The sequence below is a fragment of the Pseudomonas sp. PB120 genome, from assembly GCF_009761815.1.
Lineage (GTDB): Bacteria > Pseudomonadota > Gammaproteobacteria > Pseudomonadales > Pseudomonadaceae > Aquipseudomonas.
The window spans coordinates 1-14,344 of the sequence record NZ_RWIN01000131.1; the positions used below are offsets into that span (position 1 = coordinate 1).

At 60.6% G+C, this 14,344-nt stretch carries 11 protein-coding genes; all 11 read left to right on the forward strand.

Annotated features, from left to right (window positions below; all coding sequences use genetic code 11):
- Positions 1–145 precede the first annotated feature (145 nt).
- The 11 genes from EJA72_RS23735 to EJA72_RS23785 all read left to right on the forward strand — a co-directional run bounded on the left by EJA72_RS23735 (position 146) and on the right by EJA72_RS23785 (position 14,329).
- Positions 146–1,891 carry a protein-disulfide reductase DsbD gene (locus EJA72_RS23735; RefSeq protein ID WP_157714338.1) on the forward strand — a complete coding sequence of 582 codons (1,746 nt, stop codon included), beginning with the start codon at positions 146–148 and terminating at the stop codon, positions 1,889–1,891.
- Positions 1,892–2,023: 132 nt separating this feature from the next.
- Positions 2,024–2,479 carry a type II 3-dehydroquinate dehydratase gene (gene aroQ, locus EJA72_RS23740; RefSeq protein WP_157714339.1) on the forward strand — a complete coding sequence of 152 codons (456 nt, stop codon included), beginning with the start codon at positions 2,024–2,026 and terminating at the stop codon, positions 2,477–2,479.
- Positions 2,480–2,503: 24 nt separating this feature from the next.
- The gene (accB, locus tag EJA72_RS23745) at positions 2,504–2,968 is read left to right on the forward strand and encodes an acetyl-CoA carboxylase biotin carboxyl carrier protein (protein ID WP_157714340.1); all 465 of its coding nucleotides are present in this window, start codon (positions 2,504–2,506) and stop codon (positions 2,966–2,968) included.
- Between the two features lie 17 nt (positions 2,969–2,985).
- Positions 2,986–4,344 carry an acetyl-CoA carboxylase biotin carboxylase subunit gene (accC, locus tag EJA72_RS23750; protein WP_157714341.1) on the forward strand — a complete coding sequence of 453 codons (1,359 nt, stop codon included), beginning with the start codon at positions 2,986–2,988 and terminating at the stop codon, positions 4,342–4,344.
- Between the two features lie 339 nt (positions 4,345–4,683).
- Complete coding sequence (gene prmA, locus EJA72_RS23755; RefSeq protein ID WP_157714342.1) at positions 4,684–5,562, forward strand: 50S ribosomal protein L11 methyltransferase; 879 nt, start codon at positions 4,684–4,686, stop codon at positions 5,560–5,562.
- Between the two features lie 30 nt (positions 5,563–5,592).
- A complete protein-coding gene (locus tag EJA72_RS23760) occupies positions 5,593–6,801 on the forward strand; it encodes a DUF3426 domain-containing protein (protein ID WP_157714343.1) in 1,209 nt (402 codons plus the stop codon).
- Positions 6,802–6,986: 185 nt separating this feature from the next.
- Positions 6,987–7,997 (forward strand): tRNA dihydrouridine synthase DusB, encoded by a 1,011-nt coding sequence (gene dusB / locus EJA72_RS23765; protein WP_157714344.1) that lies wholly within the window; start codon positions 6,987–6,989, stop codon positions 7,995–7,997.
- Entirely contained in the window at positions 7,994–8,314 is a 321-nt protein-coding gene (gene fis, locus EJA72_RS23770) for a DNA-binding transcriptional regulator Fis (RefSeq protein ID WP_007907419.1), read from the forward strand. Before dusB ends, fis begins: the two co-directional genes overlap by 4 nt.
- Before the next feature lie 81 nt (positions 8,315–8,395).
- Positions 8,396–10,003, forward strand: a complete 1,608-nt coding sequence (gene purH, locus EJA72_RS23775) for a bifunctional phosphoribosylaminoimidazolecarboxamide formyltransferase/IMP cyclohydrolase (protein WP_157714345.1) — start codon at positions 8,396–8,398, stop codon at positions 10,001–10,003.
- A gap of 153 nt (positions 10,004–10,156) precedes the next feature.
- Positions 10,157–11,452 (forward strand): phosphoribosylamine--glycine ligase, encoded by a 1,296-nt coding sequence (gene purD / locus EJA72_RS23780; RefSeq protein WP_157714346.1) that lies wholly within the window; start codon positions 10,157–10,159, stop codon positions 11,450–11,452.
- A 99-nt stretch (positions 11,453–11,551) separates the two neighbouring features.
- Positions 11,552–14,329 carry a hybrid sensor histidine kinase/response regulator gene (locus tag EJA72_RS23785; RefSeq protein WP_178129553.1) on the forward strand — a complete coding sequence of 926 codons (2,778 nt, stop codon included), beginning with the start codon at positions 11,552–11,554 and terminating at the stop codon, positions 14,327–14,329.
- Positions 14,330–14,344: the final 15 nt, after the last annotated feature.

Sequence of the window (14,344 nt, forward strand, 5' to 3'; positions counted from 1 at the left end):
GGCTCGCTCCCACAAGGATCGCGCACAATCCTGTGGGAGCGAGCCTGCTCGCGATGGCGTCAGAACAATCACCCCATAATTCCCCGCCCTGCACACCGCACAACTGTCCGCTATCATGCCCCCTATTCCGATACGCGAGACTGTCATGCGCCGTTTGCTCTGCCTGCTGCTTTTAGTGCTCGCCCTGCCGGCCTACGCCACCGGCTTGCTGGAGAACCGACCCAGTTCAACGCTGGGATCGATCAACAACAGTGCGGACTTCCTGCCGGTGCGCGAAGCCTTTCAGCTGAGCCTGGTAGAAAGCACCCCGCAATCGATCAAACTGCGCTTCGTCGCCACTGACGGGTACTACCTCTACCGCCATCGCTTCCAGTTTCGCGCCGATCCCGCCGACGTCGTGCTCGGCACCGCGCAACTGCCCAAAGGCGAACAGAAACACGATGAGTACTTCGGCGACGTCGAGGTCTACCACGGAATTCTCGATGTCGAGTTACCGCGCACCGATCAACGCGCCTTCAACCTGGCTGTGACATATCAGGGCTGCGCCGACAAAGGCCTGTGCTATCCGCCTGAGACCGAACGCCTGAGCATCGATGGCGTCGGCGGCCCTGCCCATGAAAGCTGGGGCTGGCGCGAACTCGCACTGTTCTTCCTCGCGGGCCTTGGCCTGACGTTCACGCCCTGCGTACTGCCGATGCTTCCGATCCTCTCCGGTGTGGTACTGCGCGGTCAGGTGGGCGGTCTGCGTGGCTTCAATCTGTCCCTCGCCTACGTGCTGCCCATGGCCGCGTGCTTCGCCCTGCTCGGCGCTCTGATGGGAATGTTTGGCGCACAGCTCAATCTCCAGGCGCGGCTTCAATCGGCCTGGGTGCTGGTGCCGTTCGCGATGTTTTTTGCGGTGTTTGCCCTGGCGATGTTCGGCGTCTTCGAGCTCAAGCTGCCTCACGCCATCAGCAGCCGACTGGACCGAATCGCCGGCCGCACCGAAGGCGGCTCGTTGTGGGGCGCGGCGGTATTGGGCGTGGTTTCCAGCCTGCTGGTGTCGCCCTGCGTTTCGGCGCCGTTGGCCGGCGCGCTGCTGTACATCAGCGCCAGCGGCGATGCGTTGGGCGGTGGGTTGAAGTTGTTCATGCTCGGTCTCGGCATGGGCGCGCCGCTGTTGCTGGTCGCCACCGGCGGCGCAGCCTGGCTGCCGAAAAGCGGGCCGTGGCTGGTCTATGTGAAAAACGCGATCGGCGTGTTGTTGCTGGGATTGGCCATCGGTTTGCTCAGCCGCGTGTTGCCGGGCGAGATCACCCTGCTGCTGATCGGCTTGCTGGCCGGCGGTGTCGGCCTCTTCATGGGCGCGCTGGAGTTCGTCTACAAACCGCCGCGAAAACGCCTCGGTCAACTGCTCGGGATGTTCCTGGTGTTTTACGCGCTGGCCTGCTGGTACGGGGCGTTCAGCGGTCAGACCGATCCGCTCAATCCCATCGGTCAACCGCGCGTGGTGACCGGCCATCAGCAACCGCAAAAAGACGTCAGTGACTGGCAAACCGTCAGCACCCCTGCGGAACTGGACCGGATCCTCGTCGAGGCCAGTGCTTCCGGAACGCCACTGTTGCTCGACTGGTACGCCGACTGGTGCATCAGCTGCAAAGTCATTGAACACGAAGTGCTGAACGATGCGAAGGTCGTCGAACGGCTCAAAGGCTATCGCCTGATCCGTTTCGACATCACGGCCAGCAACGCCGAACAACGCGCCCTGCTCGGCCGCTACAAACTGTTCGGCCCGCCCGCCCTGATGTTTTTCGGCAAGGATGGCGTCGAACGCGCCGATGTGAGGGTGATCGGCGAGATCAATGCTGCAGACTTCGCCGAACGTGTCGCGAAAGCAAATGACCGGATTTAATCACGCAGTCACAAATTTTTCGTAAACATCGGTCATCGTGCTGGCTATTGCAGAGAACTGGACAGTCACAAAGGCTTTGCGGCATAGTCGCCGGGTTCTGACAATTGCACACAGATAACCAAGGAACAGCAGATGGCGACCTTACTGGTTCTGCACGGACCCAACCTGAACCTGCTCGGCACCCGTGAACCGGGCGTCTACGGGGCAACCACCCTGGCGCAGATCAATCAGGATCTGGAGCGCCGTGCCCGTGAAGCCGGCCACCATTTGCTCTACCTGCAAAGCAATGCCGAGTACGAATTGATCGACCGCATCCACGCCGCTCGCGGCGAAGGTGTGGACTTCATTCTGATCAACCCAGCAGCTTTTACGCATACAAGTGTCGCATTACGTGACGCGCTGCTGGCGGTGAGCATCCCATTCATCGAAGTGCATTTGTCTAACGTGCACAAACGCGAACCTTTCCGCCATCACTCTTACTTCTCCGATGTAGCGGTGGGAGTGATCTGCGGCCTTGGCGCCAGCGGTTATCGACTGGCCCTGGAGGCCGCCCTGGAACAGCTTGAACTACAAGCTAAACGCCCCTGACCGACCCTTGGGAGTTGATGATTCATGGATATCCGTAAAGTTAAGAAACTGATCGAATTGCTGGAAGAGTCCGGCATCGACGAGCTCGAGATCAAGGAAGGCGAAGAGTCCGTACGTATCAGCCGCCACAGCAAGACGCCGGCTCAGCAGTACTACGCACCGGCGCCAATGCACGCTCCGGCTCCAGCGCCTGCCGCTGCTGCAGCACCTGCTGCCGCTGCAGCACCTGCTGCTCCGGCCGCGCCAACCCTGAACGGCACCGTTGCCCGTTCTCCTATGGTCGGCACGTTCTACCGCAAATCTTCGCCGTCCTCGCCATCCTTCGTTGAAGTGGGCCAGACCGTGAAGAAAGGCGACACCCTGTGCATCGTTGAAGCGATGAAGATGATGAACCACATCGAAGCTGAAACCAGCGGTGTGATCGAATCCATCCTCGTCGAAGACGGCCAGCCGGTTGAGTACGACCAACCGCTGTTCACCATCGTTTGAACCGCGGAGAAACTTTGATGACTGCGAAGTTGGAAAAAGTTCTGATCGCCAACCGCGGTGAGATTGCCCTGCGCATTCTGCGCGCCTGCAAAGAGATGGGCATCAAGACCGTCGCCGTTTACTCAAAGGCTGACAAAGAGCTGATGCACCTGGGCCTGGCAGACGAATCCGTCTGCATCGGTCCGGCTTCGGCCGCTCACTCTTACCTGCACATTCCGGCAATCATCGCCGCGGCCGAAGTGACGGGCGCTACCGCCATTCACCCAGGCTACGGTTTCCTTGCGGAAAACGCCGATTTTGCCGAACAGGTCGAAAACTCCGGCTTCGCGTTCATTGGCCCGAAAGCCGAGACCATTCGCCTGATGGGCGACAAGGTATCGGCCAAGCACGCCATGATCGCGGCTGGCGTTCCAACCGTTCCGGGCTCCGACGGCCCGCTGCCTGAAGACGAAGAAACCGCTCTGCGCATTGGTCGCGAAGTCGGTTACCCGGTGATCATCAAAGCCGCTGGCGGCGGTGGTGGTCGCGGCATGCGCGTCGTGCATAAAGAAGAAGACCTGATCTCCTTCGCCAAACTGACCCGCACCGAAGCAGGCGCGGCGTTCGGCAACCCGATGGTCTATCTGGAAAAATTCCTGACCAACCCACGTCACGTGGAAGTCCAGGTGCTTTCCGATGGCCAGGGTCAAGCGATCCATCTGGGCGACCGCGATTGCTCGCTGCAACGTCGTCACCAGAAGGTTCTCGAAGAAGCGCCGGCACCAGGCATCGACGAGAAAGCCCGCGCTGAAGTCCTCGCTCGCTGCGTCAAGGCGTGCATCGACATCGGCTACCGTGGCGCCGGCACTTTCGAGTTCCTTTACGAAAACGGTCATTTCTACTTCATCGAGATGAACACTCGCGTCCAGGTAGAACACCCGGTTTCGGAAATGGTCACCGGCATCGACATTGTCAAGGAGATGCTCAGCATCGCCGCCGGCAACAAGCTGTCGTACACCCAGGATGACGTTGTCATCCGCGGTCACGCGCTGGAATGCCGGATCAACGCCGAAGACCCGAAAACCTTCATGCCGAGCCCGGGCACGGTCAAGCATTTCCACGCTCCAGGCGGCAACGGCGTTCGCGTCGATTCGCACCTGTACAGTGGCTATGCCGTTCCGCCGAACTACGATTCGTTGATCGGCAAGCTGATCACCTACGGCGCAACCCGTGACGAAGCCATGGCGCGCATGCGCAATGCGCTGGACGAAATCGTTGTCGACGGGATCAAGACCAACATCCCGCTGCACCGCGATCTGGTCCGTGATGAAGGCTTCTGCAAAGGTGGTGTGAACATCCACTACCTGGAACACAAGCTGGCTGACGAAAAGCACTAAGCTTGTATCCCGTCAACAAAGCCGCCTTCGGGCGGCTTTGTTGTATCTGGACATTACCGAACACAAATCCCCTGTGGCGAGGGAGCTCGTCGGATCGCCGCACCGTCCCGCTCGGTTGCGCAGCAACCGCAAGACCATTCAACACCGGCCTGTCAGGCAGATCCGCATTTGCCATTTGGGACCGCTTCGCGCTCCAGCGGGAGCAAGCTCCCTCGCCACAGGTCATCCGTTCACTTGCGAGCCTGTCTACCCGGTCGTCTTCTGCCGCGCGCTCGCGTAAACTTGCGCGCTTCTCGCAGCCCGCTAGGCTGCAATCAACATTATTCAAAGGTGCCCGCCATGCCTTGGCTGCAAGTCCGTCTCGCCATCAGCCCAGAACAAGCCGAAACCTACGAAGACGCTTTCCTTGAAGTGGGCGCCGTGTCGGTGACCTTCATGGACGCCGAAGATCAGCCGATCTTCGAACCGGAACTCAATACCACGCCACTGTGGTCGCACACGCACCTGCTGGCCCTGTTCGAAGGTGGCACAGAAGCCGCTGCCGTACTGGCGCACCTTGAGTTGCTGACCGGAAGCCCGCTGCCCGAGCATCACAGCGAAGTCATTGAAGACCAGGACTGGGAACGCAGCTGGATGGATGGTTTCCAGCCGATGCGTTTCGGCCAGCGCCTGTGGATTGTGCCGAGCTGGCACGCCGCGCCTGAGCCGGACGCCGTGAACCTGCTGCTCGATCCGGGCCTGGCATTCGGTACCGGCACCCACCCGACCACCGCGCTGTGCCTGGAGTGGCTCGACGGCCAGGACCTGAAAGACTGCAACGTGCTGGACTTCGGTTGCGGCTCGGGCATCCTGGCAATTGCCGCCCTGCTGCTCGGCGCCAAGGAAGCCGTCGGTACCGATATCGACGTGCAGGCGCTGGAAGCCTCGCGCGACAATGCCGGGCGCAACAATATTGCAGAAGCGCTGTTCCCGCTGTACCTGCCAGAAGATCTGCCGCAGGTTCAGGCCGACGTATTGGTGGCGAATATCCTCGCTGGCCCGTTAGTCTCCCTGGCGCCGCAGCTGTCGAGCCTGGTCAAGCCGGGTGGCCGTCTGGCACTGTCGGGCATCCTCGCCGAGCAAGGTGAGGAAGTCGCCGAAGCCTACGCGCAAGACTTCGATCTGGACCCGATTGCCAATCGCGATGGCTGGGTGCGCATTACCGGTCGTCGGCGCTAGAATGGACGCCTGCATAAACCGGATCGCCGCATGACCGATAGCTTCGTCACTCAGTGCCCGCATTGCCAAACCAGCTTCCGTGTCAGCCATGCTCAATTGAGCGTGGCCCGCGGAGTAGTTCGTTGCGGCTCGTGCTTGCAGGTGTTCAACGCGGCCAAGCAGTTGCTCGAACAAGCCGGCAAGGAAGCAGTGGCGCCCGTCGCTCCGACGATCGTCGACGCGCCGGAGCAGCGGGCCATCAGCCTCAAGCAGTGGACCGCCGCCGAGCTGGATCTGGACAGCCTGGACCTCGATGAAGAACTTGCCCGGCTTGAACAGCGTGAAATCCAGCCGACCACCGAATTCGGCGGGCATCGCGAAGACAGCCTGAGCGCTCGGCGTGACAATCCGGAAACCGAAGAAACCTGGTCCGACAGCCTGTTCAGCGAATCGGCGGCCGACCGCGCGCAGACCGCTGAAGACGATTTGCCGGAACTCGAGCTCGAACCCAGCAATCACGAGCGCACCGAACCTTCGCTGTCGCTGGAGCTGGAAGAGCTCGAGGAGCCTCAACCTCCACAACTGCGCCTGCACGACCCGCTCGACGCCCCGCTTCACCACGAACGCCTGTCGGCCACCGACGAGATTGACGACGACCTGCCGTCCATCGCCCCACTGCGCAAGCGCCGTGAGCGCAGCGAACCGGCCATGCACGCCGAAGTGTTGCAGGACCTGACCGACGACCCGTTGCAACTCGATTGGCAGAAACGCCGCTCACCCTGGGGACGCCGGTTTTTCTGGATCCTGCTGATCCTGCTCGGCGCGGCCGGGCTTGTCGGCCAGTACGTCGCCTATCATTTCGACGAACTGGCGCGCCAGGACCAATACCGCCCGTGGTTCCAACAGCTCTGCCCGCAAATCGGCTGCACGGTGCCGTCCAAAGTCGACATCGCGAAAATCAAAAGCAGCAACCTGGTGGTCCGCAGCCACCCCGACTTCAGTGGCGCACTGGTGGTCGATGCCATCATCTATAACCGCGCGCCCTTCTCCCAGCCGTTCCCGCTACTGGAACTGCGTTTCGCCGACCTCAACGGTCATCTGATTGCCAGCCGTCGCTTCAAGCCTGGCGAGTACCTCAACGGCGATCTCGAAGGCATGGTTGAAATGCCACCGCAAACGCCGATCCACATCGCGCTGGACATTCTCGATCCAGGTCCCAAAGCGGTGAACTACAGCCTGAGCTTTCATTCGCCCGAGTGAAACGGTTCACCGATCACGGATTGACGACGGCTTTCTGACTTTGCCCGCGTGGACCAAACCGCTGGCAATAACAGAATAACTGTTCAGATTTTGTTCAATTCAGCCTTTATCCAGTCATCGAGAGCGGGTATCATGCCAACCCTTTTTCGAACTCTCATGATCCGGCCCCACAACAGGGAAGTCCTATGTCGGCGGTACGCATCGGTCCATATACATTGCACAACGGCTTGATCCTCGCCCCGATGGCGGGCGTCACAGACCAGCCCTTTCGTCAGCTGTGCAAGCGATTGGGCGCAGGACTTGTAGTCTCGGAAATGGTCACCAGCGACATGAGTTTGTGGAACACCCGCAAATCGCGCATGCGCATGATCCACGAAGGTGATCCCGAGCCACGCTCGGTACAGATCGCCGGTGGTGATGCACAGATGCTGGCGGATGCGGCCCGGGCCAATGTCGAACTGGGTGCACAGATTATTGATATCAACATGGGCTGTCCGGCGAAAAAGGTCTGCAACAAGGCCGCCGGTTCCGCCCTGTTGAAAGATGAAGCCTTGGTGACCGAGATCCTGCAGGCCGTAGTGGCCGCAGTCGATGTGCCGGTCACCCTGAAGATTCGCACGGGCTGGGACCGGGACAACAAGAACGGCCTGACCGTGGCGAAGATCGCTGAGCAGGCCGGCATTACGGCGTTGGCGGTCCATGGCCGCACCCGTGCTGATCTGTACACCGGTGAAGCCGAGTACGACACCATTGCCGCGATCAAGCAGGCGGTGTCGATGCCGGTTTTCGCCAACGGCGATATCGATTCGCCAGAGAAGGCCCGCTACGTGCTCGACGCGACCGGTGCCGATGGATTGCTGGTTGGACGGGCCGCCCAGGGGCGGCCATGGATTTTTCGTGAGATCGATCATTTTCTGCGTACCGGCGAAAAACTCCCGGCGCTGGAATTGATCGAGGTGGAACGCATTCTGCTAGAGCATCTGGCCGCACTGCACGTCTTCTATGGAGACGTCATGGGGGTCCGTATCGCTCGGAAGCATGTGGGCTGGTATCTCGCAACCTTGCCGGGCGCCAGGGAGTTTCGCGCCCACTTCAATCGTTTGGAAGATACGGAAGCACAATGCGCCAACGTTCAGGGCTTTTTCGCTGAACGTTACAAGAGCCTGACAGGGGACGGAGAGTGGGTGGCCGCATGACGATGATGACCGAGACTTTAGTGAGTGGAACAACACCCGTGAGCGACAACGTGAATTTGAAACAGCACCTCAATACGCCTAGCGAAGAAGGTCAGACCCTTCGCGGGAGTGTCGAGAAGGCGCTGCACAATTATTTCGCCCACCTTGAGGGCGCTGCCGTCACGGATGTGTACAACCTGGTGCTCTCCGAAGTCGAGGCTCCCCTGCTCGAGTGCGTGATGAACTACGTCAAGGGCAACCAGACCAAGGCCAGCGAGCTGCTCGGACTCAACCGAGGGACGCTGCGCAAGAAACTCAAGCAGTACGATTTGCTGTAAGCATTCAATCAAACCAGAAAGGCGCCCGCGTAAAAACGGTCGCCTTTTTTGCTGACTCCTTTGCTTTTGATGGAAATTGAAATGACCGACCAGACTACCCGCCTGCCGATCCGCCGCGCCTTGATCAGCGTTTCCGACAAGACCGGGATCCTCGAATTCGCCAAAGAGCTTGAAGCCCTGGGCGTCGAGATCCTCTCCACCGGCGGAACGTTCAAGCTGCTGCGTGACAATGGCGTTGCCGCAGTGGAAGTCGCGGATTACACCGGTTTCGCAGAAATGATGGACGGTCGGGTCAAGACCCTGCACCCGAAAATCCACGGCGGGATCCTCGGTCGTCGCGGTATCGATGACGCCATCATGAACGAGCACGGCATCAAGCCTATCGATCTGGTCGCGGTCAACCTGTACCCGTTCGAAGCCACCATCAACAAGCCAGGCTGTGACCTGCCGACCGCGATCGAGAACATCGACATCGGCGGCCCGACCATGGTCCGTTCCGCGGCAAAAAACCACAAAGACGTGGCCATCGTGGTCAATGCCAGCGATTACGCCAGCGTTCTGGAAGGCCTGAAGGCCGGCGGCCTGACCTACGCTCAGCGTTTCGACCTGATGCTCAAGGCATTCGAACACACCGCCGCCTATGACGGCATGATCGCCAACTACATGGGCACCGTGAACCAGGCGGCTGACACCCTCAGCACCGAAGTTCGCAGCGAGTTCCCGCGCACCTTCAACAGCCAGTTCATCAAGGCTCAGGAAATGCGCTACGGCGAGAACCCGCACCAGAGCGCGGCGTTCTACGTGGAAGCCAAGCCTGCCGAAGTCGGCATCGCCACTGCGACCCAACTGCAAGGCAAGGAGCTGTCGTACAACAACGTGGCCGACACCGACGCCGCGCTGGAATGCGTGAAGAGTTTCGTCAAGCCGGCCTGCGTGATCGTCAAGCACGCCAACCCGTGCGGCGTGGCCGTGAGCCCGGACGCCGAAGGCGGCATCCGTCAGGCCTACGAACTGGCCTACGCCACCGACACCGAATCGGCGTTCGGCGGCATCATCGCGTTCAACCGCGAACTGGATGCTGAAACGGCCAAGGCGATCGTCGAGCGTCAGTTCGTCGAAGTGATCATTGCGCCATCGGTCAGCGCAGAAGCCCGCGCCATTGTCGCGGCCAAAGCCAACGTGCGCTTGCTGGCTTGCGGCGAGTGGTCGGCTGACCGCGCCGCTGCGTGGGACTACAAACGCGTCAACGGTGGCCTGCTGGTGCAGAGCCGCGACATCGGCATGATCGGCGCCGATGACCTGAAAGTCGTGACCAAACGTGCTCCGACCGAACAGGAAATCAACGACCTGATCTTCGCCTGGAAAGTCGCCAAGTACGTCAAGTCCAACGCCATTGTCTACGCCAAGAACCGTCAGACCATCGGTGTCGGCGCCGGCCAGATGAGCCGCGTAAACTCCGCTCGTATTGCTGCGATCAAGGCTGAACACGCCGGTCTGCAGGTCGCCGGCTCGGTCATGGCTTCCGATGCGTTCTTCCCGTTCCGCGACGGTCTGGACAACGCGGCCAAGGTCGGCATCACCGCGGTGATCCAGCCAGGCGGCTCGATGCGTGATAACGAAGTGATTGCTGCGGCCGACGAAGCTGGCATTGCCATGGTCTTCACCGGCATGCGCCACTTCCGTCACTGATAAGACGATCAACTGTGGGAGCTGGCCTGCCAGCGATGGCATCCCCTCGGTTTAATGGATAAACCGAACCGCCTGCATCGCTGGCAGGCCAGCTCCCACAGAAAAGCGTCCCTGCGGCGCTCAACAGAATTTGCGTCATCCGAGGTTTTTGAAATGAATGTTTTGATCATTGGCAGCGGTGGCCGTGAACACGCCCTGGCCTGGAAAGTGGCTCAGGATCCGCGCGTGCAGAAGGTTTTCGTGGCGCCGGGCAATGCCGGTACCGCCATCGAAGCCAAATGCGAGAACGTCGCTATCGACGTACTGGCCCTTGAGCAACTGGCCGACTTCGCCGAAAAGAACGTTTCCCTGACCATCGTCGGCCCGGAAGTGCCGCTGGTTGCCGGCGTCGTCGATCTGTTCCGCGCCCGTGGCCTGGATTGCTTCGGTCCGACCGCTGGCGCCGCTCAGCTGGAAGGTTCGAAAGCGTTCACCAAGGATTTCCTGGCTCGCCACAAGATCCCGACCGCCGACTACCAGAACTTCACCGAGATCGAGCCCGCCCTGGCTTATCTGCGTGAAAAAGGCGCGCCGATCGTGATCAAGGCCGATGGCCTGGCCGCCGGTAAAGGCGTGATCGTCGCCATGACCCTGGCCGAAGCTGAAGAGGCCGTGCGTGACATGCTCGCCGGTAATGCCTTTGGTGAAGCCGGTTCGCGCGTCGTGATCGAAGAATTCCTGGATGGCGAAGAAGCAAGCTTCATCGTCATGGTCGACGGCAAGAACGTACTGCCGATGGCCACCAGCCAGGACCACAAGCGCGTCGGCGACGGCGACACCGGTCCGAACACCGGCGGCATGGGTGCTTACTCCCCTGCACCGGTTGTGACCAGCGAAGTGCACAAGCGCGTCATGGATTTGGTGATCTGGCCGACCGTGCGCGGCATGGCCGATGAAGGAAACGTCTACACTGGTTTCCTGTACGCCGGCCTGATGATCGACAAGGCTGGTAACCCAAAAGTCATCGAATTCAACTGCCGTTTCGGCGACCCTGAGACCCAACCGGTCATGCTGCGTTTGCAGTCGAGCCTGGTGTTGCTGGTCGAAGCAGCCCTGGCGCAAGCACTGGACAAAGTCGAAGCGCAATGGGATCCACGTCCGAGCGTCGGTATCGTGCTCGCGGCTGGCGGCTACCCGGGCGACTACGCCAAAGGCGTGGCCATCAACGGTCTGGATGCGGCGGCGGCACTGGAAGGTAAAGTCTTCCACGCCGGTACTGCCCTCAAGGACGGTCAAGTGGTAACGGCCGGTGGTCGGGTGTTGTGTGCCACCGCCATGGGCACCAGCGTCGATGCTGCCCAGCAACAGGCTTACAAACTGGCGGCCAAAATTGATTGGGAAGGCAGCTTCTATCGCAAGGACATTGGCTACCGTGCCATTGCCCGCGAGCGAGGCGAAAACCAGGAATAAGAGCGCCATTGGGCGAGGCAAGGACTTCTGGTCCTTGCCACACTGTTCCGGCGCTGCGCATCGTTGTAATCTGGCATCAACCTACGAAGGGATTTCGCCGTGCGCTGGCTCAGGATTGCCATAGGCTTCACCGCCACTCTGCTGACCTTGCTCTGCATGCTCCCGGCCCAGGCCGCGCAAGGCAGTGGATGGGCCGTATTGCTCGACGAACAGGGCGATCTGCAACTCAGCGACATCCGTTCCGCTCGCTACACCAATCAATTCAGCCCCATCGAACTCGAACGCCTGACCGCGGCCGAGCCCGAAGGTGCGTTGTGGCTGCGTTTCAGGCTTGCACCCGGCAAGCATGAACAGCTGCTGCGGGTGTTCGCGCCCGACCTCTCAAGCTTCAATCTCTATGTGCTGGACGGCGATACGCTGGTCGAGCATCTGAACACTGGCACCGAGCAACCCCAGGCAGAACGGCCCCTGCCCAGCAGCGACTTCATGTTGCCGTTGCCACAAAGCGACAAACCCCTCGACGTTTACCTGCGACTGGTTTCCGACCACCAGTTGAGGCCTTACATCACGCTGGAATCAGCGGTCGTGACCGCGGCCAATCAGACGCAGACGCTGATTTACGGCCTGCTGTTCGGTTGCATCACCATGCTGATCCTGCACAACCTCATCCGTTACGCCTACACCCGTTCGCGCAGCGCTCTCTGGCTGGCTGGTTGCGAAGCGCTGCTGATGCTGAGCCTGGTGCTGCTGCTGAATGTGGCCGGCCCCTGGCTGCCGGACTGGCATGCGATACAAACGCCGGGGGCCTACCTCTCCCTGCTGCTGACTGCACCGTGCGGACTGATGTTTGCCTATCGGTTCTTTGCACCGCTGGGCCCACACCCGCTGAACAAGGTACTGCAAGCCGACATCGTGCTCATCAGCGTCTGCGCCCTGCTGTTGCTGTTCGTCAACACGTTGCCGCTGAACATCATCACTTATGCACTCGTCGCCCTGGCGGGTCTGACGATGCTGTTCGTCAGCGCCTGGCATTGGCAAAAAGGCTATCGACCGGCGCGCCTGTTCGTGGCCGCCATGGTGGTCTTCAACCTCGGCACGTTGATTATCCTGCCGGCCCTGCTGGGGCTGACCCTGGTAGAACCCCAAGGGCTGATCACCACCTTGCTGGTGTTTATCTGTATCAGCGGCCTGCTGATGAGCATTGCCCTGAGTGAACGCCAGCGCAGCATCACTGAAGACCGATTCAGTATCAGCCGCGACCTGGCCGCCAGTAATGCCGAGATCAACGCAAAAGCCGAATTCCTGGCGAAGATCAGCCACGAGATCCGTACCCCAATGAATGGCGTATTGGGCATGACCGAGCTATTGCTGGGCACACCGTTGTCCGTCAAGCAGCGCGACTACGTGCAGACCATCCACAGTGCCGGTAACGAACTGCTGACACTGATCAACGAGATTCTCGACATCTCCAAGCTCGAATCCGGGCAGATCGAACTGGACGATGTGCAGTTCGATCTGAATGCGCTGATCGACGATTGCCTGAGTATCTTCCGCGCCAAGGCCGAGCAGCAGAATGTCGAGCTGATCAGCTTTATCCAGCCGCAAGTACCCCGTGTCATCAGCGGTGACCCGACGCGCTTGCGCCAGACGCTGCTGAGCCTGCTGGAAAACGCCCTGAAGAAAACCGACGAAGGCGAAATCCTGATCGTCGTCGCGCTCGACGAACGCAGCGCCAAACCGCGCCTGCGCATCGCGGTGCAGGACAGTGGCGAGCCGATGGAGGCCGAGGAACGCGACGCACTGATGCACGCCGAACTGCACAGCAAGAACTTCCTCTCGACCACCCGCCTGGGGGGCAACCTGGGCCTGGTCATCGCGCGGCAGCTGATTCGCCTGATGCACGGCGAATTCGGCATCAAGAGTGGCGCCAGCCAGGGCAGCACCCTGTGGCTGACTTTGCCGCTCGACCCTGACCGACTCGAACACCCGACGTCCGACCTCGACGGCCCGTTGCAGGGTGCACGGGTGCTGGTGGTTGATGACAACGACACGTGCCGCAAAGTCCTGGTGCAGCAATGCAGCGCCTGGGGCCTGAACGTCAGTGCGGTGGCGTCGGGCAAGGAAGCGCTGGCACTGCTGCGCACCAAGGCCCACTTGCGCGACTACTTCGACGTGGTCCTGCTGGACCAGAACATGCCTGGCATGACCGGCATGCAACTGGCAGCCAAGATCAAGGAAGACCCGAGCCTTAACCACGACATCCTGCTGATCATGCTCACCGGCATCAGCAATGCACCGAGCAAAATCATCGCGCGCAATTCCGGGATCAAACGCATCCTCGCCAAACCGGTGGCCGGCTATACCCTGAAAACCACGCTGGCGGATGAACTGAACCAGCGCAACAAAGGCCTCGCCGTGTCGCAGGTTCCACCGACCGGCCCGACCTTGCCGGTCAAGGTTCCCAGCGATTTCCGCATCCTGGTCGCCGAAGACAACAGCATCTCGACCAAGGTCATTCGCGGCATGCTGGGCAAGCTCAACCTGCAGCCGGACACTGCCAGCAATGGCGAAGAAGCCTTGCAGGCCATGAAAGCGCAGCGCTACGACCTGGTCTTGATGGACTGCGAAATGCCCATTCTCGATGGTTTCTCGGCCACTCAGCAATTGCGTGCCTGGGAAGTCGGCAACCAGCGGACGCGCACGCCCGTGGTGGCGTTGACCGCGCACATTCTCGCCGAGCACAAGGAGCGCGCGCGCCAGGCCGGCATGGACGGGCACATGGCCAAACCGGTCGAGCTTTCGCAATTGCGCGACCTGATCGAACATTGGGTGGCACAGCGCGATCTGCAGAACCGCACCGCCACTCAAACGTCCTGAGCCGACAGACGCTGA